The organism is Ensifer sp., assembly GCF_031989085.1.
GTDB lineage: Bacteria > Pseudomonadota > Alphaproteobacteria > Rhizobiales > Rhizobiaceae > Ensifer.
Genome location: NZ_DALZXU010000002.1, coordinates 276473 through 296403, shown reverse-complemented (window position 1 = coordinate 296403; position 19931 = coordinate 276473). Strand labels below are relative to the sequence as shown.

Sequence of the window (19931 nt, the reverse complement as noted above, 5' to 3'; positions counted from 1 at the left end):
GACAGCCCGCAAGAAAACGCGCGACGGTCGCGATGCGTCAAGGAACCGGTGCTGGCGGCGTAATGCCCTGGTAATAGTCACCCTCGCCGCCGCCCATGTACTCGTTGGTGTAGCGTTCACGTTCGTCGCCCAAGGTCCGAGCCGGCGGACGATAGTAGCCATAGGGGCCGTATATCGGTCCCGGTTCGACGTACACACTGCCCGTCGGCATGGGATCGACGTAGACGACACCGGGTGCCGGTTCGTAATAGTAGTTGTCGGCGAGAGCGGTTGTTCCGGCAAAGGCGACAACCAGTGCGCCCCATGACATCTTCGCGGAAAATTTCATGATGGTTCTCCAATCTCCGGTCGGGATTTCACCGCATCTGACGAGATATCCGGCAGCCACTGCCCATAGGCCCACGCTGCCTGGCAAGTATAACGTCTGATCGAGGCTACCGTTCCATCGGCGCTGCAGGACCCGTTTCCGGACGTTGACGATCCGTTAAGGCACGCTGTGACCGGCCCTTTCAGGATCGCCCAGCTCGACATATACTCGCGCGCGTTGCTGGTCGCGTGGCAGGTCCAACGCCGATGATATCCGCAAGAACCAGCCGGCTGGCAGCGCGCGTCTGCCTGTGCTGGCTTTTGTTGTTTTCAACGGTCGCACGCGCCGGCATCGATACCTTTGGCTACCAGGTCCCGATCGGCCCTGCGCCGGCATTCGTTGCCGACCCCATACAGACGTTGCCCAAGCGCCGCGATGCCGTCATCGCCACCATGGCCTGTGGCTCAGAGTTCAATTTTGTCCCGCACCACTGGAAACGGTCCAACAGCGAAGACATCACCGCAGAACTGCTCGGCAAGATGGCCTGGAACATGCTCGGGCGCGGAACACACGCCGCGGTTTTTCTTCCGCGACCGTGCGAGTTCACCATCGCCGCGGCACATTGGCAGGTCTGCCGGGTGTTCGACGACAAATGCCTGCATGACGAAGCGTCTGTCAGGCAGCCGGCCATCGACGCGTTTCTCACCCATCCCGCCTGGCTCGCGATCACCAACTGGCCAAATCCCGGCAGCTATGCACCCGATACCGCTCCGATCCGTAACCGCATCCTGTCGTTGCTGCCGCCGGCCTGCGGGGACGCCAGTACCGACGCCGGCGTCGTCCAGAACTATTCGATCACCGCAAGCAATCTCGCGCCGGACCGGCCGGCCAACGTCCGCCTGACATTCCGAATCTCGCCGTCCTGCCTCGCCGCGCAGGTTGACCAGTCGCTGCTTTTGATGTCGCGCGGCGACATGCAGGTTGGCACAGACGGCGCCCCCTGCAATCTGTTTGGCGGCACCGACGGCGACTGGGATGCGACGCTGAAAAACCTGATCCGCATTGCCGAACTCGACCGCCGGCAGCCGGCGCTGAGCGACGAAGCGCGCAAGTATCTCAACGAACAACTCATCGACATCGATGGCGGGCCGGCTGCGGAAAACTATCATTTCTGGGAGTGTGGCAACGAGGAGAAGAGCGTCGGCAGCCCGCAGGACCGCTCCGACGACCGTTCCGGTTTCGATAGCATGATGGAGGATCTCTGGGATTCCGGTTGGGACATCCTGTCGTTCCTCGCCATCCTGCTCATCCTCATCGCAGCCATCATCGCCGCCGTCGCGGTTGTGGCCGGGGCAGTCGCGGCGATCACCGTCGCGATCGTACTCATTGTCGTGGCGGTTGCCGCGGCGGCGCTGGCCACGCTGACGATACCGGAAACCGAGAACCACCTGTGGATGATCAATTCCACGAAGTATCTGAACAACCAGTACATCATGGCCAATGGTGGCACAGGCTACGCCAGCGACCAGACTGACCTGCGCGAGTGGATCCTGAAGGAAATGCAGAGGCTGCTGAAGGCAGATTTCCTCGAATACAACAGTCGTCCGTACCAGCGCTACAGCATGGTCTCGATCACCAACCTGGCTGACTTCGCCGAGGACGTGGACATTCGCACCGGCGCGCGCGCCGTCATGGAATATGCCGTCGCCAAATACGCAGTCACCAGCAGCGAGGGACGCCGCATTGCGCCCTACCGGCGCAAGCGCGAGTATCTGCAACATGTCGACGGTGTGCCACGCGACGGCACGGCGCTTACCACGACCGACCCGCCGAAGAACGGCCTGTTCGACCTCAATCGCGGCGCCGACCATCAACACGCGCTCGGACTGCTCTATTTCGGCGTTTCGCTCAATCTGCCGGGGTTCGACGGCAATCAATACGCCGCCTCCACATCCTATGCTTCACACGCGATCTATTACGCGACCTCCGGCTACCGGCCCGACGAAACGATCTATTCGCTGGTTATCGACCGCGACCGTTCGCCGCCAGTCCATCAGCGATTGCATCACTATGGCTGGGAGATCGTCTCAAGCGGCGCGGCCTTCACCATAACCGCGGGCGGACTTACCACCGGCATGCCCAAGAACACCACCATCGACCCGATCGACCAGCTGTTCGTCGCCGATGACTTGGGCGTGGCTGTTCCGACCACCGTCATGCTGGCGGGGCCGCCCCACCAGCCGCCCACCTTGACCCAGCCGGAGGTCGCACGGCCGCCTGCCGCGCGACGCTCGTCGCTCGAGCGCTTCCTGCGTTTCCAGGGCAAGCTGCCCGAGGCAGTCGATTCTGCACCGAGCTACGACCTGAACCTCTGTGTCTGGGACGGCTTTGCCTGCGGCGTCAACGTCGTCATCCCCGGTGATCTCGCGGCACCATGCATGAAGCCGGGGCATCGCGCAGGCTGGTTCCTGGTCCGCTCGGATGATGCCGATTGCGCGGCCTACAATGGCGGCCCGCCTTTCTGGATGTCGCTCTACCGCAAGCAACTCTTCGGCTCCGACCTTGGCAATTTCGACGAGGTCTACAGCGCCGGGTTCGTGGAGGTCGTCGACGCGGCCGAGATGACCTTCGACGATTTCAAGTCGAGAGTATCGGCGCGCAACCCCGGACCGGGAGAGCCAATGACCGTATCTAGCGACTGTGGGGGCAGCTACGTGTCGGCGCGTGGTTCGTCGGGACAGCGCATCGCGTTCGATTGCGAGCGCGTCACCAAGGTCGACGCGATCGAGCAGCCCGACCCGGACGACTGGCCGCATGCCGCAGCACCTCCCGGTGCCATCGGTATCGCCCCCATCACTTCGAGCGGAACTGGCCGCGTCGAAATCACGAGTACGGTGCGCAAGCGAAAGGTCGTGCTCGACCTCGAGCGTTGGTTCGACCCGCGCTTCGATACGGTGACCCTGCCATGAGCGTGTTGGCGAAGGTGCTCACCCTGGCATTCTGGCTGGTGCTGGCCGTCACCTCTGCTCATGCCGACGCGGTTGTCACGGTCTGTGGCAAGGATGTCTGGCCCGGCGATGCCCGCACCGACCTTGCAGAAGCGCTTATGGCTGGCGGGCGCGTCACATTCGCCTGTTCGGGCATCATCGAACTGACGCGCCAGCACGGCTTGCAGCGGGATATGGATATCGACGGCGGCGGCAAGATCACGCTTGATGGCAAAGGCCGTCGCATGTTCGGCCTCGGCTCCTCGGGGGCGCGTGTCTCGTTTACCAGGATCCGGATCGAGAGTGGCGGTATCGGTGCGTCCACCCTGCCCGGCGGCGTTATCGTCGGCGAGGGATTTGTCTCGTTGCTGGAGGGCACCACCATCGCCAAATCGCAGCAGCCGATCTGGCTCATGGCCGGCGACCTGGTGCTGCGCGACGCCTGGATCCGTGGGAGTTCCGGTCCGGCACTCATCGTGTCCGAAGGGGTCCTGGACATCTCCGACAGCCGGTTTAGCGACAACACCGGACAATTGCTGGCCACCTCGCGTTTCAGCAGCGTGCGCATCGACAATTCCCAGTTTCGGCGCAGCGGCGCTTCGAGCTTCGGCGGCACTGATGCCACCGGCAACTGCCAGGTGGCGATCACGCGGTCGTGGTTCGTCGACAATTCCAGCGCCGACCACGGCGGCGCGTTCCTGTCGCGCTGCAAGCTTTCGGTCGAGGAAACAACGTTTGAGCGCAACCGTTCCTCCGGACAGGGCGGCGCGATCTTCGCGGGTCCCGGCGTCGAGGCGAACATGCGCGCTGTCACCTTCACCGGCAACGTCGCCGACGGCAGCGGCGGCGCGGTGGCCGCCGCCGGGGAGCTATCCCGTCCTGTCAGCTTCACGATCCGCAACGGCCGCTTCAAGGGCAACCGGGCAGCACTCGCGGGCGGGGCAATCGCCGTGGGTGAAGCCGCCCATGCCGAGATCCGCGGCAGCACCCTCATCGACAACATAGCCGGCACAGCCGGCGGTGCCATTTATGCCCGGCAGTCGCCGCTTTTCCTCGACGGCAGCCTGCTGCGGAGGAACCGTGCGGCCAGCGGTGGCGCCGTCCAGACACTGTGTTCGCCGGCGGCAAGTCGCATCGCGAACTCCATCATTGCAGACAACACCGCCGATACAGGGGCGGCCTATGTGGGTGGCAGCATCCGCTTCCTCAACGCAACGGTCGCCGACAACGGCGACCTGCCCGTCCGCCACGGCACGCCATGCGGGCCAGCTGCCATCGAGTTCGCCAACACGGTTCTGCAGGGCGGCAAGAGCGGCGTCTGCGCCGGCGCTGCCGCTGACCGCAGCTTCCGCGACCTCGGCCACAATCTTCAGTTCCCATGGTCGACCTGTGGCAGCACCATACCCGTCCGGCCACCGCTGCTCGGCTGGTTCTACGCGCCGATCCGCCCGGCAAGCCCGGCGGGCGAAAGCGGCGACCCTGGTGTCTGCAAGGGCGCGCCGATCAATGGCCGCGATATCTACGGCACGCATCGCCCCCAAGGATCCTCCTGTTCCATCGGCGCCGTCGAAGGCGACCTGACGGAGATCGTGCGGCGTCTCATCAGGCGGCGAAGAGGTGAACTGGAATAGCTGACATCGAGATGGACCTCGACAATCGCGCAAACCCTGCCGCGCCGTTCAGCCTTGCCACTGGTTCAAGTCGCCGGGTTGCCCAGAAAGCGGTGGATCGCGCCCTGAGGCATCTGTTTCGATGGCATGCCGATCGGCTGCCTGTTACTTAGAAGGCGTATTGCCACGTGTGGACGAGCAAGTGTGGCCGGCATGGTCGATACCCACGCACGCACCGCGGCACGATCTGACCGACATCGAAAGGAACAACCATGGCTACGACACCACGACGACCGGCAAATCCAAAGGATGCCGCGGAGGCTCTATTCAGACCTGCGAAGAAGGTCGCGGCGCCTGCGGTGGAAAGACCGGCGATCCCGAACACCAAGGAACTCGTCTCCTTGAAGATCGACAGCGACGTATTGGCTTATTTCCAGGCTGACGGACCCGGCTGGCAGGACCGCATCAACGACACTTTGCGTGCCGCTGTAAAACAGTAGTTCCGGTTGCCATCAAGGGTGTCGGTGGTAGGCCACGCGCAATGCCCTCCTTCAACGGATCCCGCGGCGGAGGGCTGCGCATTGCCGGGCGAGTTGCGGTCCCGGACGGCCGTCGCAGTCTTCGAACGCGAACGGAGAATACACTTTCCATAATCAACGCTAGAGACCAAACATATTTTGATCGCCGCGAAACTGATAAAAGATGCTGTATCCCCACAAAAATAGCATGATAAAAACGATAATTGCACTCGGAACGGCGAATATATACATGGATAACCTCGGAGCTTTTCAATATCTAAAAGCTATAGGTTCGACATTGCACTAACATGACGATCAGTAACTGGTCGTATCGGTCGCGTCAGAGTGCGCAGCGTCTTCAAAGGGTGGAGATCCACTCATCTCCCGCTTTCCACATAAAGAGGTCGGGTACGCCCGCGTATTGACGCTGCTTGCGACCTGACGTCCGCCTCCGCCGACTCTTTTTCATTGCTGGCAAGGAACCTGGCAATTTCGATCTGCTCCCGCCTTTCGTCCATCGCTTGGCGGGAATCTCCGCTCGGTGATCTATGACAGCCTTGGCCGCCAGGCGGGCGTCATCGACACGACATGCGACAGCACGCTTTCAACCCGCGAAACAGCGCGGGCTCGCCAACAAATTTGGCGAGATCGAGCGCCCGGTCCGTAACATTCTCGCAAGGTTGCAAAACGATTTACCGATGAGAAACACATAACCACCTGAGGTAATTTCATGCGACTTTTAATTGCAGTAGGCCTGCTATTCGCGCTGGCTGGATGCGAAACCATTGAATATCAGGAGCGTTGCTCGCAATACGGATTTGTCCGCGGGACCGATGCCTACGCCAACTGCATGCAAAGGCTCGATATGTCGCGAGAGTATCGCAGAGTGCCGCGTTATGATTCACCCGGTTATGATTACGAATGAAACCACAGGGAGGAATTATTTCCTGCATCGACACCATACATAATCGTCATGTTGTCTGCGAGGATCTCGCGGCAACGAAGATTTAACCGGACTATATCCGGCTCAAGTCGCCTTTATTCATGACCAATCAATATTGAAAGCACGGGTTTTCCATGCGTATTTTGATCGTAGAAGATGATCGGGAGTTGGCATCTTCACTGAAGCTCATGATGGAAGCATCCATCGGGGTCGCAGATACATTCGAGACGATTGCGGACGCAGAGGCGGCCTTGCTTGCCTTCAAGTTTGATCTTGTCATCATCGATCGCAATCTTCCGGACGGTGACGGCCTGTCGCTCCTTTCCACGTTGCGGCAACTCCGCCCACGACCGGCGACACTCGTTCTAACGGCATTGGACGATCCGATCGACATCGTGTCTGCGCTCGACAAGGGCGCAGACGAATATGTCGGCAAACCGTTTGAGCCGATCGAGCTTGTCGCACGCGCACGCGCCGTTCTGCGTCGCTATAGTCTGGATGAGACAGGCCGCACCCAATTCGGCAACCTGTCTTTCGATCTGACCAATCGTTCCGCCATGATCGGCGAGAATGCGCTGGGCGTTCCGCGGCGCGAACTCGCCGTTTTGGAGGCCCTAATTCGGCGGGCGGGACGCGTGGTGCAGCGCGACAACCTGGAAGCTTCCGTCTACAACATCGACGACGAGGTCGAGTCCAACGTGCTCGACTCACACGTCTCGCGGCTGCGAAAGCGCCTGCGCGAGGCAAACTGCGACGCGACAATCCGGACCATTCGCGGCATCGGCTACATGCTGGTACTCGAACAATGATGCGCCTGCGTTCAATCGCCTTTCCGGTCGCGAGCATGCTCATCCTCGGCATGGCACTCATGATGGTCGTAAGCACCGTCCTCACGATCGCAGTATTTTTGCTGACCGATCCTCAGATCAAGCAAAAGATCGCGCTGGAGAGCGTTTCAAAACTTCTGCAGGACGAGGCGGACTATGGCAGCGATGGAAAGCTCAGGATCGAGGTGGATGGGTTGATCGCCAAGAATATCATCCGCTTGTCCGAAGATCAGCCAAGCTTCTGGTATCTCCTGAGCGACGGAAGCCAAACAATTGAATACGGACGCGTTCCAGCATCCGTCCAACCTGTTCTCAACTCCGTTCCCGCGCAGATAATCTCCTCGGAATTCTATTACATCCGTGAAGGCCAACGCTATCTGGGACTTCGCAAGCTGGATGAAAACAACCCCGGCCGGCTCGTTGTCATTGGCGGGGTATCGTTTTCCAACGGTCAAACGATACTCGTTGCCCTGCGGGACATCTGGCCGCAGGGTCTGTATCATCTTCTGGCTGCCGTTCTTGCCGCAACGGCCACGATTGCCGTTGTGGCGGTCAAGCGCACGATCGCAATTCCCGTGGGCAAGGTCGTGAACTCCGCAGAACAGATCGATGGCCTTCCCAATGGGCGGCGAATATCTGACCGGGACACGCCCATAGAGCTGAAACCGATGGTCGCAGCCTTCAACACGGCACTCAGCCGCATCGATGATGCGTTTGCCGCGCAGCGAAACTTTCTTGCCAGTACGTCTCACGAGTTGAGGACGCCTTTGACGAAGCTGCGCATCAAGCTTGATCTCGTTCAGGACCCGGGTGTCCGGGAGGTGCTGGTACGCGACACCACGCGTCTTGCATCGATCGTCACGACGTCGTTGCAACTGGCACGGCTGTCCGGCCAGTCGCTCACCTTTACGGCCGTCGACCTTGTCGCTGCTGCCCGCGCGATAATTTCCGAGCACGTGCCAGCGGCAATGAATCAGGGAATGGAGATCGAGTTCAGGGCGCCAGAGGACCGTATCGTGATATCAGGCTCCGAGCCGGCCATTCGCGTTGCTTTGGACAATCTGATTGTCAATGCGATGCGACACGCGCAAGGCACGGAAACGCTGGTCGTCGAGGTTTTTCATACACGAGTATTGCGTGTCTCGGACCATGGCCCCGGCATTCCACTTGCTGAGCGTGAGAACGTGCTGAAACCGTTCGTGCGCGGCAACAACACCACATGCGAAGGGACAGGCATGGGATTGGCGCTTGTCGCCCAGATCATGACGGCGCACAACGGTTCGGTTGAACTCGCAGAAGCGGCCGGCGGCGGTCTGGCCGCAAGCCTGACCTTTCCCTAGCCTGCACGATCGACGGGGAACGGCGGTCGCCCTTGCCGGCGCACTCTTTGAGCGGTCGCTACCTCAGCTCTTTTCGCAACAAGGACGCAGCCTCTGGCGCCCCCGACCTCGAATGCTTTGGCGAACGTATCGGATCTCTTGGAACAAACTGGCCAAGCGAGCATTAGAAGCTTTGACCGGGCCCGCGCGCTGTCCCCGGTCCAAATCACGCGCATTTGAATTGATCCGGCAGTAGCATGGCAGTTCTCTGACCACATCACCCTCTTGGCCGGCCTCTCGTTTCTACAGTTCCGGCACCATTTTCTGCACATGAGCCGGCCCTCGTTCGGTTCCTTGGAAGGACGCATGGACATGGTGACTTTCACGCTGAATGGAAAAGAACGCACGTTTGACGGCGACCCGGATACGCCGCTCCTTTGGGTCATCCGCGATTTCGAAAAACTCACCGGTACGAAATACGGGTGCGGCGTGGCGCAATGCGGCGCCTGCACGGTGCATCTCGATGGAATGCCACGGCGATCCTGCATCACGCCGATCGCCACGATCGACGGCTCGGATGTGGTGACGATCGAAGGTATCTCCGGCAAGGAGGCAGACGCCGTGCAGACTGCATGGACGGGGCTCGATGTCCCGCAATGCGGTTACTGCCAATCCGGGCAGATCATGTCGGCAGTCGCGCTCCTGCAGATGGTGCCCAAACCCACTGATGACGAGATCGACGGCGCCATGACCGGCAATCTCTGTCGGTGCGCCACCTACCATCGTATCCGGGCGGCGATCCATAACGCCGCCAATTCGATGGAGGGTTGAACGATGACCCTTCACGACATCACGGCCACCCGCCGCACTTTCCTTGCCGGCGCCGGGCTCGTCATTGGCGTAGCCATCGCGCCGCGGTTCCTTTCGGCCGCGCCGACAGGCGTACCGGCCGGGGGTGCTGGCGACCTCAAGCCGATGAATGCCTTCGTCAAGATCGGCACAGACGATACCGTCACGGTACTGTCCAAGCATATCGAGTTCGGCCAAGGTCCGTTCACGGGCCTTGCGACCCTTGTCGCCGAGGAACTCGATGCCGACTGGAGCCAGATGCGCGCCGTCCACTCGCCGACGGACAACAAGATCTACGCCAACCTCGCGTTTGGCCTGCAGGGGACCGGCGGGTCCAGCTCGATCGCCAATGCCTACGAGCAGATGCGCAAGGCGGGTGCCACCGCGCGCGCCATGCTCGTTGCCGCCGCCGCTGCGGAATGGAAAGTCCCGGCTGCGGAAATCACCGTGGAGAAAGGCCGCATCAAACATGCAGCCTCCGGCAAGGAAAGCGGCTTCGGCGCCTTTGCAGACAAGGCTGCGAGCCAGACGCCGCCAACGGATCCGAAGTTGAAGGATCCGAAGGATTTCGTGCTGATCGGTACAGACCTGCCGAAGCTCGATACCCGCGAAAAGACCAATGGCACGGCGATCTTCACGCTCGACATCATGCCCGACCGCCTGCTCACGGCGGTCGTCGCCCACCCGAAACATTTCGGTGCAGTCGTCAAATCCTTCGACGACACGGATGCCCGCAAAGTGATGGGCGTGGTCGACGTGAAGAAAATCGCGCAAGGCATTGCAGTCTATGGCGAAAATACCTTCGCCGCCTTGAAAGGCCGCGATGCGCTCCGGATCGAATGGGATCTTTCCAAGGCGGAGACCCGCTCTTCAGCGGAACTGGCGGCCGAATATGTCCGGCACTTCGACGAGCCGGGCCTCGAGGCGACGAACACAGGAGATGTCGCTGCAGCCTTCCGGCAGCAGGGGCTGCAGACCGTGGAAGCCCAGATCGTCTTCCCCTTCCTCGCACACGCTCCCATGGAGCCGCTCGACGCGGTATTCATCAAGGCCGCCGATGGCTCCGTCGATATCTACAACGGCGCGCAGTTTCCGGGCTTCGATCAGCAGGTCGCGGCAAAGATCCTGTCGCTCGACGAGACGAAGGTGCGCGTCAACACGCAGCTTGCCGGCGGCAGCTTCGGCCGCAAGGCGCAATTCGGCTCGCCCTACATGCAGGAAGCGGCTTCCGTCTATGCTGCCATCGGCGGCGACCGACCGCTCAAGCATATGTGGACCCGCGAGGACGACATCCAGGGCGGATTCTACCGACCGATGTACGCGCACATGATGCGCGGTGCAATCGACGCCGATGGCCGGATCACCGCATGGGAGCAGATCATCGTCGGGCAATCGATCATGGCCAAGGCGGATCTGGATTCGACGTCGGTCGAAGGGGCCTCGAACCTGCCCTACCGCATCCCCAATCTCAAGGTGACCTCGCACAACGTCACGCTGCCGATCCCGCCTCTGTGGTGGCGGTCGGTCGGCCACACCCATACCGGGTTCGCCGTCGAGACCTTCGTCGATGAACTTCTGACCCGCGTCGGGCGCGATCCGGTGGACGGCAGGCTTGCCCTGCTCGACCCGGCATCGCGCCATGCCGGTGTCCTGCGCAAGGCCGCCGAGATGTCGGACTGGGGCGCGACGCCCACGGAAGGACGTGCGCGCGGCGTGGCTGTGGTCGAGAGTTTCGGCTCGTTCGTCGCGCAGGTCGCCGAAGTGTCCGTCGGTCCCGATGGTGCACCGCGCGTGCACAAGGTCTGGTGTGCGGTCGATTGCGGCGTCGCCGTCAATCCCAACATCATCAAGGCGCAGATGGAGGGCGGCATCGGCTATGGGCTTGGCGCCGTGCTGTTCGATGCCGTCACCCTCGGCAAGGGCGGCCGGATCATGCAGTCGAATTTCCACGACTATCGCTCGATCCGCATCAACGAGATGCCCGATGTCGCGGTGGAAATCATCAGGTCGACAGAAAAACCGACGGGTGTGGGAGAACCGGGCGTGCCGCCGATCGGCCCTGCCGTTGCCAACGCGTGGCGAAAGCTGACGAACGCCCCGGTGCGCCAGTTGCCGATCGTCAGCATCATGTCGTCCTGAGGGAGTCCACCAGATGAAGATCACACTGCTGTTTTCCGGCATTGCCGCGAACTGTCTGATCGTCGGCGCGGGCATCCTGCTCGCGCCGGCGTCCGTAGCCCAGAACGTGCAATCGCTGCGCCCGGCAGAATCCTTCCAGTCGATATCCGACACGCGCGCGCGTTCGCTGGCTCTGTTCGAGGAGGCGGGCAAGGTCATCCAGCATCCGCGTTGCGTCAACTGTCACCCGGCAACAGAGCGCCCGCTGCAGGGCATGACAATGCACCCCCACCAACCGCCGGTCTTCCGCGGCGACGCTGGCATGGGCCTGATCGGCATGCAGTGCAACACCTGCCACAGCGAAAAGAACACGCCGGTGGTCGGCCAGGCGGACACGCTGAAGAGCATTCCCGGCAATCCGGCCTGGCACCTCGCACCAATCGAGATGGCCTGGGAGGGCAAGACGCTCGGACAGATCTGCGAACAATTGAAGGATCCGAAGCGCAACGGCGACAAGACCATGGCGGAAATGGTCGAGCACATGGCGCACGACGAGCTGGTTGGATGGGGATGGCAGCCGGGTGACGGCCGCGAGCCCGTTCCCGGCACGCAGCAAGAGTTCGGCGCGCTTATCCAGGCATGGGTGGATACGGGCGCTGCCTGCCCGCCATCCTAGGCCGGGCAGACCTGCCGGCGGCCAACGAAGCGAACGCTTCCGGCAAGCTCGACAGAACGCGGCAAGAAGCAAGCAAAGCGTGCGCGTGGAGAGAAGGATCGCCGCACGCGGCGGTCATCGCACCGCCACGGGTGCCAGCCGCCATCGTATCCTAGGCAATCAAGGCGGAAGCCATCGCGCTTTTTGTCGCCTCGATAAGCTGCTGGTCGCTGAATGGCTTGGCCACTACGGGAACGCCGGAAAATCTCGCCGGAAGGTTCTCCCGCCCGTACCCGCTCACAAATACGAAGGGAATGTTCTTTTCCTGCAGCGCCGAAGCTACGGCATCGACAGCCTGCCCGCGCAGATTCCCATCGAGCAGCGCGACGTCGACCTCGGCATGGCTGATGATGGTCAGTGCCTCGTCGATGCTTGCGGCAATGCCGGCGACCTCGAAACCATCGGCTTCCAGCAGCGTCGCGATATCGAGTGCCACAAGCGGTTCGTCCTCGATGATCAGTGCCCGGCGCAATCTCTCTGACGGCAGCGCATTTCGCATGGCTTCGATCCGCGCCGCTTCGTTCGCCGCGGCGAGTGCCGATTGAGGGTCTGCGCTTTCAGGCATGTCTTCGATCAGGAGTTCGATATGCCACACGATCCCTTTGGCGGTGAATGTCATCTGGGCGGATCCGCCCCCGGAGCGCGCGCTTTGCTCGATCAATGTCGTACCGAAACCCTTTGCAGCATTCGGTTCAATGCCGTCCTTCCCGTCCTCCACCCATAGCAGATTGAGCATCCTGCCCTCGAGCCGCCAATCGAGCCGCACGCGCCCGTCGGGAACCGCAAAGGCACCATATTTGACAGCATTGGTCGTGAGCTCGTGCACGATCATCGCGATATGCAGCGCTTCCTGGGGTTTGAGATAGACGGCGGGGCCCTCATAGGTGAAGCGGTCCTCGTCGATCAGACCGAGCCTGAGCTGATCTGCAACGATCTCATGCAGCTTTGCCCCGCGCCAGGTCGCGGCACTTAGCATCGAATGCGCTCTGGACATCGACTGGATGCGACCACCGAAGGTCTCCGCGAAAGAGGCAGGATCGGTGCTGAACCGGAGCGTGTGAGCCGCCATTGCCTGAACGGTTGCCAGCGTGTTCTTGACGCGATGGTTGAGTTCGCCGATCAGGAGGCGCTGTGTTTCCTCGGCGCGTTTGCGGCCGGTGACATCGAGCACCTGGACACTCATCGAAGACAAACGGCCCTGCGCATCGTAAAGTGCGGACAAATACCACTCACCTGTAAACAGCGTACCCTTGCGGTCGCGCGCCACCAGCTCGCAAACACCCCTTCCGCTCGCGTCATCTTCGACAAGCGTCGCGGCGAGCGAGGCAAACTGCTCTTCGTCCCTTTGGCGGAACACTTCGAGTTCGGCAAATGTGCGGCCGATTGCGTCCTTGGCCGGCCAGCCGAGCATGCGTTCAGCCCCTTTCGACCACGACGTCACGCGAAACTGGCAGTCCAGCTGTATGAACGCCATCGGCGAGTTGTCCGTATGCGCCTTGATCAGGTTGAGTGCCTGGTTAAGCTTGACGGTTTGGGCGCGAAGCGAATTGCGCTGGCGTGCCAGTTCGAAGAAGACGCCGGTCTTGTTGTGTAGAACGATCGGGTCGATCGGCTTTTGCAGGTAATCGACGGCGCCCGCCTCGTATCCGCGGAAACGCCGTGTTTCATCGGCGGGCAAGGCTGTCAGGAAGATAATCGGAATGCTGCGCGTGCGCTCCGGCCCGCGCATGACTTCGGCCAGCTCGAAACCGTCCATACCGGGCATCTGCACATCGAGAAGCGCCAGACAGATATCGTGAATGAGGAGCAATTCCAGGGCCTCCGCGCCGGACCTGGCCCTGATGAGTTCCAGCCCGTCACGGCGAAGCAATGCTTCAAGTGCAACGAGGTTTTCTTCGAGATCGTCGACGATCAGAAACTTGACGATGTCACGGTCGGCCATGACGCATTCCTTCATTGGTATGGTGCCGCATGTGCTTGCGGTAGATTTTCTCGGTTCGGCCGAAGACATCGAACCGGTCGGCATAGGCGGAAAAACTCAAGGTCTCCTGCATGCCGAGACCCAGGAACCCACCATGCACGAGCGACTGATCGAACACGGCAATCGCACGATCCTGCAACGCCTTGTCGAAATAGATGAGGACGTTCCTGCAGGAGACCAGGTGGACCTCGGAGAACACCTCGTCGCTGACCAGGCTATGCTCGGAAAAGACGGTGCGCGCCCGCAGCGACTTGTCGAAGACGGCAGAGCCATAGGCCGCGGTGTAATAGTCGGACAGTGACGACCGGCCACCGGACAGCCGGTGGTTCTCGGTGAAGCGCGCCATCCGGTCGAGGGCGTAGATTCCAGCCTCGGCCTTCTTCAGTGCCGCGGGATTGATGTCCGTCGCATAGAACATCGTGCGGTTCTCAAGGCCCTCTTCACGGAAGAGGATGGATAGCGAATAGAGCTCTTCCCCGTCGCTGCAGCCGGCAACCCAGATCTTGAGCGACGGGTAGGTCTTCAGATGCGGTATCACCTTCTCCCGCAGCATCCGGTAGTATTCCGGATCGCGGAACAGCTCGCTCACCTGCACGGTGAGGAAGTTGAGCAGCTCACGAAAGACCGATGGCTGATGAAGCACGAGGTGCTGAAGCATGGAGAGGCTGCTGCACCCGAAATGCACCTTCGCCTGCTCCATCCGTCGCGCCAGCGATGCCTGGGAGTAGCCACGGAAGTCGTAGTGGCTCTTCTGGTAGATCGCCTCGAGCAGCAAGGAGAGCTCGATCTCGTCGATCCTGCTTGCGGACAGGGCAATGTCGGTCATCTTGAAATCCACACCCGTGCCAGGGATAAAAGCTTGTCGACGTCGAGCGGCTTGGCCAGGTAATCGTTGGCACCGGCGTCGATCGATTGCTGCTGGTCCTGTGGCATGGCCTTGGCGGTCAACATGATGATCGGCAGGCCCTTCAGGCCCGGACGGCTGCGAATTTCGCGCACGGCGGTCAATCCATCCATTTCGGGCATCATCACGTCCATGAGCACGAGGTCGAAAGGCGAACCGGCCCCCTGCCGCTGGCCTTCGTCGATCGCTTTCAAGGCCTCCAGCCCGTTTCTGGCGATCGTGACGCTGGCGCCGTGCGTTTCGAAAATGCTGGTCAAGGCGTAGACGTTGCGCACGTCATCCTCGACGATGAGGATCCGCCTGCCTTGCACCGCTTCATCGCGATTGAGCGATTTCGCCAGCATTTCCTGCTGCTGGTTTGGAAGCGTGGAAACGACCTGATGCAGGAAAAGCGTGACTTCGTCGAGCAGACGCTCGGGCGATTTTGCGCCCTTGATGATAATCGATTTCGCATATCGCCTGAGGCGGAGCTCGTCGTCTGCGGTTATGTCGCGACCGGTGTAGACGATAACAGGCGGGAACGCGATCGAGGCATCCTGGCTGAGCTCGTCGAGCACATCCAGGCCCGACGCATCCGGCAAGGTCAGATCCAGCACCATGCAGTCGAATGCCTCGCCTCTCAGCTTTTCCAGGCACTCGGCTGCCGTCTTGGCGCCGACCGTGTTGACGTTGCGGGAGTTCAGCAGCAGCTGCACGCTTTCGAGCTGTGTTGCATCGTCCTCGACGACAAGCACGCGGCGGACGGGTTCGAGCAACTTGTGTTCGAGGCCCTCGAGCGCCTGGACCAACTCCTCGCGCTTGACCGGCTTCAGCGTATATCCGGCCGCGCCCAGTGCGCGTGCGCGGCGAACGTAGTCGGACGCGGAAACGACGTGCACCGGGATGTGCCGGGTCCTGAGGTCATGCTTCAGCCTGTCGAGAACAAACAGGCCGGTATGATCGGGAAGGCCGATATCGAGTATGATGGCATGTGGCAGGTACTGGCGGGCAAGAATGATGCCGTCTTCGGCCGTGCCGGCAACGATGCACTGGAAACCGAGCTCGTGGGCGAGATCGTAGAGGATCTCGGCGAAGGTCGCATCGTCCTCAACTGCCAGCATGATGCGGCCTCCGGCGGTCAGTCGTCCGCGATCGTCCGGAATTAGTCTGACCGAGCCTTCGCCGGCAGATCCGTCTTCGGTGGCGCGCGCCTCCAACGCGGCCGCCTTGATGGCGGCCGGCGGGCCGCCAGCGGTCGCCCGCGTCAGCGCAGGTACAGCCGCTTCCAGCTCGAGTGGCAGCACGAGCCTGAAGGTACTGCCCTTGCCTTCTTGGCTCTCGACCTCGATCCGGCCGGCGAGCATGGTCCCAAGCTCGCGCGAAATCGAAAGTCCGAGCCCGGTCCCGCCATATCTGCGGCTGATCGTGCCGTCGGCCTGCCTGAACGGTTCGAAGATCGCCTGCTGGTGTTCTTCCGATATGCCGATGCCGGTGTCTCGAACGCTGAACGAGATATGGCGTCCGCCGCTCTTTCCGATCACCAGCGCGACTTCACCGCTGTGGGTGAACTTGATTGCGTTGCTGAGGAAATTCTTGAGGATCTGCTCCAGGCGCAGCGGGTCGGTCACGACGGTCGCCGGCGTTTCGGATAGAATCTCCGAGCGTAGCGTCAGCCCCTTCTGTGTGGCCGTCGTTTCGAACATTCCCTTCAGCTTGCCGACGATATCGGCCACGGCAACCGATTGGGGCTGTATCTCGACCTGACCGGCCTCGATCTTGGAAATGTCGAGGATATCGTTGATCAGCAGCAGAAGATCGTTGCCCGACGACTTGATCGTATTGGCAAACTTGACCTGTTCTGCGCTCAGATTGCCGGCTTTGTTGTCAGCCAGCAGTTGCGCAAGGATGAGCAACGAGTTCAGCGGCGTGCGCAATTCGTGCGACATGTTGGAGAGGAACTCGGACTTGTACCGGCTTCCCTTTTCCAGATCGCGAGCCTGCTGCTGCAGCACGAGCTTGGCACCTGCAAGGTCATCGCGCTGTCCTTCGAGCTCGCGCGCCTGCCGTTCGAGCTGGGCGTTGTTCTGCTCGAGCTCCGTCTGCTGAAGTTCCAGGCGCGATTGCGATTCCTGCAGGGAGCGGCTCTGGGCCTCAAGCTCATCGTTGGCGGCGCGCATCTCGTCGCTCTGTGCCTGAAGTTCGGCCGCCTGTTCCCGCGTCTCCTCGAGAAGATCGCGCAAGCTGTCGCGATATTCGACCGAACGGATCGCGATGCCGATCATCGGCGACAGACGTTCGACCAGCTCTGCGCCGGCTGGCTCCTTTTGGTTGAGGAAACCGAATTCCAGTACGGCGTTGACGACGCCGTTGTCCTCGGCTGCAAACATCAGGAGACTGCGCGGAACCGTGCGGCCGAGCGCCGAGCCAACATAGAGATACTTCTCCGGGACGGCCGAGAGCGTGATGGGTTTACCATCCTTCGCCACCTGACCGATGAGACCGTCACCGATCGAAACCGTCTGCGGGACCGGCGCGTCGTCCGGCACGCCGAAAGAGGCCTTGCGGCAGAAGTTGGCGCCGTTGCGGATAAAGATCGCAGCGCTTTCAGCCCCAAGGAAAGATGTCAGATAGCCCAGAACATTGTCGGAAAGCTGCTCAATCGTCTGCTCTCCGGCGATGCGATGCGCGAGGCCGACCTGGCCTTCCTGCAGCCATTCCTGGCGACGAACCTCGGTCTTGTTGCGGATGAACGCAAAGCCTGTCGCCGCGAGGACCCATATGGTGGCGACGCAAAGCGAGCGGTTGATCTGGGCGAGGCTCTCGGAAACACCACTTGGTGCGAGAAAATACCCGATCACGATGAGGATGGTCGACAAGACCGCCACGATGATGGGGGTCTCCTGTCGCCAGGCAAAGAACGACACGGCGGCTGCCAGGATATAAACGACCCAGACGGCAGTGCCGAGAGGCAACATGAGATCGGCGATGAATGGCAACACGATCAGGATCGCGAGGAGAGCATAAATCCATGGAGCGGATTTTTCCGCCGATGCAGTCGTCATATCACTCAATATCCCCGAGCCGATGCCACGTTCAGCTCACAACTAGCCCTGTAGCATCGCCGCAGATAGGGCCGACCAATGCTTTTTCCAGTCAAAGGCTTGGATAAATATCTCCGCGTGCGAAAACCCCGCCGGACGTTGCCGCGGCGGAGGTGTCTGCCGCAATTGCGACGACACACGGCGAGGCGTGCGACGGCCGCAAGCAGCCTTCACGACGCACCGGATCGTTGACCGAATGTCGGCGGAGGTTTCACGGCATCGCCAGGCGCACCGCCTGACTTGAAGATGGTGCCAGAAGGCGCGACTAGGCGCGCAGGAACGTGGATTGGGTCCGACAATCACCGTGAACGAACCATCGGAGACTTAGACCGACAGTCCCCTGGCAATCGTCCGCTCTTCGCAGCCCGGGACGCAACGCCGATGCTAGACGACGAGCGCGCTGCTCCTGTTTTCGATCAGGCGTACAAGGTTGAGCGCCGTCATTTCCGAGGATTTCGGGTTGGTGGCGAGCGGACGGTTCTGAAGCCGGATTTCGAACGTGCCGAAGGGACCTTTGGCCTGAATACAGTGCATGTTTTCCACGGCCCTCGGATCGGCGACGAGGCGCACGCGCGTCCGTTGCATGCCAATGCCGGCAAGCGAGGTGGTCGCCGCCACATTGGCGTTTTGCGGGAAAGCCGTGGCCGCTTCCGCCGCCGTCCCCTCGAAGAAGGTTTCCGCCTCCTGCAGTTCCGTCAGGCGACAGAGCTGCTCTGCCTGCGTCCCAATCCAAGCCCTGGCGGGCTTGGTGATGACGTGCTCGACGCTGTCCAGTCCCAGCCGCGAGGCCGCCGAGAGCGCATCGATGCCGCCGAGCGCGCCCGGCGGAATGATGAGTTTGCGACCGTTGCGCCGCGCCAGCTCGACCAACTCGTCAAGGACGGAGACATCCACAAGCGCCGAGGTGGAGGTGACAGCGAAATCCATGCCCGCAGCCAGTGCGGCACGGGCATATGGCAACACGCTTTCCCGGCTCGCTGCCTCGACGACCAGTGTCGCCCCCGTCGCTGCCAACGCTTCGGGGCTGGCGAGGTGAACCGCACCGTCCGGCATGGTCCCTTCGACTTCCTTCGGATCGCGCACCGCGATCCCGGCGATCCGGGCGCCGGCGCCGCGCGCCTTCAGAAGCGCCGCAACCCGCTGACCAATGGCGCCCCAGCCGACGAGGCAAATGGTTTCGACTGTGGACATGCGATCCTCCGCTGTCTCGCTATCGGTTCAGAGCGTCACCCAGCCCTCTGGCGGGGTCTTGCCCGGGTGCACGGTGCCGCATTTCGGGCAGGTGCGCAGCTTTTCGTCGGCGTAGAAGGCCTGGTAGATCGGCGGCAGGTCGTCGACGATGGATTCGAGATCCACCTCCGCGCGGTGCACCAGATCCGTGCATTCGAAGCAGTACCACTCGACCGCGTCGAGCAGGCCTTCCGGCCGCGTCGGCTCGATGACGAGACCGATCGAACCTTCCATCGGCCGCTGCGGCGAATGGCGCACATGCGGCGGTAGCAGGAAGATGTCGCCCTCGCGGATCGGCACGTCGTAGAAGTCCTTGCCGTCATAGAGCTTCAGCACCATGTCGCCCTTGAGCTGGTAGAAGAACTCCTCGACGGGATCGTCATGATAGTCGGTGCGCTTGTTGGGACCACCGACGATCGTCACCATCAAATCGGCATCCTTCCAGATCTGCTGGTTGCCGACCGGCGGCTTCAGCAGGTGCTTGTGCTCGTCGATCCACTTCTGCAGGTTGAAGGCTTTCAGTTTGGTCATGGTTTTCCTCCC

The 19931-nt window shown here is 61.5% G+C and carries 14 protein-coding genes; 8 read left to right on the top strand and 6 right to left on the bottom strand.

All coding sequences use genetic code 11. The annotated features are described in order from the left end of the window. Positions 1-37: 37 nt before the first annotated feature. Positions 38-355 carry a hypothetical protein gene (locus RTP54_RS14280; protein WP_409517149.1) on the bottom strand — a complete coding sequence of 106 codons (318 nt, stop codon included), beginning with the start codon at positions 353-355 and terminating at the stop codon, positions 38-40. Between the two features lie 218 nt (positions 356-573). Between RTP54_RS14280 and RTP54_RS14275 the strand changes: the two genes are divergently transcribed. From RTP54_RS14275 to RTP54_RS14240, 8 genes are all read left to right on the top strand, one after another. Continuing rightward, the gene (locus RTP54_RS14275) at positions 574-3276 is read left to right on the top strand and encodes a hypothetical protein (RefSeq protein ID WP_312363614.1); all 2703 of its coding nucleotides are present in this window, start codon (positions 574-576) and stop codon (positions 3274-3276) included. Next, positions 3273-4925 (top strand): right-handed parallel beta-helix repeat-containing protein, encoded by a 1653-nt coding sequence (locus RTP54_RS14270; RefSeq protein ID WP_312363612.1) that lies wholly within the window; start codon positions 3273-3275, stop codon positions 4923-4925. Before RTP54_RS14275 ends, RTP54_RS14270 begins: the two co-directional genes overlap by 4 nt. 251 nt (positions 4926-5176) lie before the next feature. After that, entirely contained in the window at positions 5177-5404 is a 228-nt protein-coding gene (locus RTP54_RS14265; protein WP_112811469.1) for a BrnA antitoxin family protein, read from the top strand. A gap of 1095 nt (positions 5405-6499) precedes the next feature. Continuing rightward, positions 6500-7174, top strand: a complete 675-nt coding sequence (locus RTP54_RS14260) for a response regulator transcription factor (RefSeq protein ID WP_312363608.1) — start codon at positions 6500-6502, stop codon at positions 7172-7174. Continuing rightward, positions 7171-8532: a HAMP domain-containing sensor histidine kinase gene (locus tag RTP54_RS14255; RefSeq protein ID WP_312363606.1), complete on the top strand. Its 1362-nt coding sequence runs from the start codon at positions 7171-7173 to the stop codon at positions 8530-8532. The genes RTP54_RS14260 and RTP54_RS14255 overlap by 4 nt, the downstream gene beginning before the upstream one ends. Before the next feature lie 351 nt (positions 8533-8883). Continuing rightward, complete coding sequence (locus RTP54_RS14250) at positions 8884-9342, top strand: 2Fe-2S iron-sulfur cluster-binding protein (RefSeq protein WP_312364408.1); 459 nt, start codon at positions 8884-8886, stop codon at positions 9340-9342. 3 nt (positions 9343-9345) lie between these two features. Further along, positions 9346-11499 carry a xanthine dehydrogenase family protein molybdopterin-binding subunit gene (locus tag RTP54_RS14245; protein ID WP_312363605.1) on the top strand — a complete coding sequence of 718 codons (2154 nt, stop codon included), beginning with the start codon at positions 9346-9348 and terminating at the stop codon, positions 11497-11499. A 13-nt stretch (positions 11500-11512) separates the two neighbouring features. Further along, positions 11513-12154, top strand: coding sequence for an Isoquinoline 1-oxidoreductase subunit (locus RTP54_RS14240; protein ID WP_112818108.1), 642 nt, complete (start codon positions 11513-11515; stop codon positions 12152-12154). Positions 12155-12305: 151 nt separating this feature from the next. On the opposite strand, the gene RTP54_RS14235 is transcribed toward RTP54_RS14240, so the two are convergent. The 5 genes from RTP54_RS14235 to RTP54_RS14215 all read right to left on the bottom strand — a co-directional run bounded on the left by RTP54_RS14235 (position 12306) and on the right by RTP54_RS14215 (position 19919). Next, positions 12306-14135, bottom strand: a complete 1830-nt coding sequence (locus RTP54_RS14235) for a response regulator (RefSeq protein ID WP_312363602.1) — start codon at positions 14133-14135, stop codon at positions 12306-12308. Further along, complete coding sequence (locus RTP54_RS14230; RefSeq protein ID WP_112811484.1) at positions 14122-15000, bottom strand: CheR family methyltransferase; 879 nt, start codon at positions 14998-15000, stop codon at positions 14122-14124. The genes RTP54_RS14235 and RTP54_RS14230 overlap by 14 nt, the downstream gene beginning before the upstream one ends. After that, entirely contained in the window at positions 14997-18119 is a 3123-nt protein-coding gene (locus RTP54_RS14225) for a response regulator (protein ID WP_312363599.1), read from the bottom strand. The genes RTP54_RS14230 and RTP54_RS14225 overlap by 4 nt, the downstream gene beginning before the upstream one ends. Positions 18120-18542: 423 nt before the next feature. Beyond that, positions 18543-19349 (bottom strand): aspartate dehydrogenase, encoded by an 807-nt coding sequence (locus RTP54_RS14220; RefSeq protein WP_112811462.1) that lies wholly within the window; start codon positions 19347-19349, stop codon positions 18543-18545. A 27-nt stretch (positions 19350-19376) separates the two neighbouring features. Next, on the bottom strand, positions 19377-19919 hold the full coding sequence (locus RTP54_RS14215) for a 3-hydroxyanthranilate 3,4-dioxygenase (RefSeq protein ID WP_312363598.1): 543 nt from the start codon (positions 19917-19919) through the stop codon (positions 19377-19379). Positions 19920-19931: the final 12 nt, after the last annotated feature.

Excerpts from the sequence above, each read along its gene's own strand:
- RTP54_RS14275 (WP_312363614.1), top strand. The coding sequence starts at position 574 with ATGATATCCGCAAGAACCAGCCGGCTGGCAGCGCGCGTCTGCCTGTGC.
- RTP54_RS14270 (WP_312363612.1), top strand. The coding sequence starts at position 3,273 with ATGAGCGTGTTGGCGAAGGTGCTCACCCTGGCATTCTGGCTGGTGCTG.
- RTP54_RS14265 (WP_112811469.1), top strand. The coding sequence starts at position 5,177 with ATGGCTACGACACCACGACGACCGGCAAATCCAAAGGATGCCGCGGAG.
- RTP54_RS14260 (WP_312363608.1), top strand. The coding sequence starts at position 6,500 with ATGCGTATTTTGATCGTAGAAGATGATCGGGAGTTGGCATCTTCACTG.
- RTP54_RS14255 (WP_312363606.1), top strand. The coding sequence starts at position 7,171 with ATGATGCGCCTGCGTTCAATCGCCTTTCCGGTCGCGAGCATGCTCATC.
- RTP54_RS14250 (WP_312364408.1), top strand. The coding sequence starts at position 8,884 with ATGGTGACTTTCACGCTGAATGGAAAAGAACGCACGTTTGACGGCGAC.
- RTP54_RS14245 (WP_312363605.1), top strand. The coding sequence starts at position 9,346 with ATGACCCTTCACGACATCACGGCCACCCGCCGCACTTTCCTTGCCGGC.
- RTP54_RS14240 (WP_112818108.1), top strand. The coding sequence starts at position 11,513 with ATGAAGATCACACTGCTGTTTTCCGGCATTGCCGCGAACTGTCTGATC.
- RTP54_RS14235 (WP_312363602.1), bottom strand. The coding sequence starts at position 14,135 with ATGGCCGACCGTGACATCGTCAAGTTTCTGATCGTCGACGATCTCGAA.
- RTP54_RS14230 (WP_112811484.1), bottom strand. The coding sequence starts at position 15,000 with ATGACCGACATTGCCCTGTCCGCAAGCAGGATCGACGAGATCGAGCTC.
- RTP54_RS14225 (WP_312363599.1), bottom strand. The coding sequence starts at position 18,119 with ATGACGACTGCATCGGCGGAAAAATCCGCTCCATGGATTTATGCTCTC.
- RTP54_RS14220 (WP_112811462.1), bottom strand. The coding sequence starts at position 19,349 with ATGTCCACAGTCGAAACCATTTGCCTCGTCGGCTGGGGCGCCATTGGT.
- RTP54_RS14215 (WP_312363598.1), bottom strand. The coding sequence starts at position 19,919 with ATGACCAAACTGAAAGCCTTCAACCTGCAGAAGTGGATCGACGAGCAC.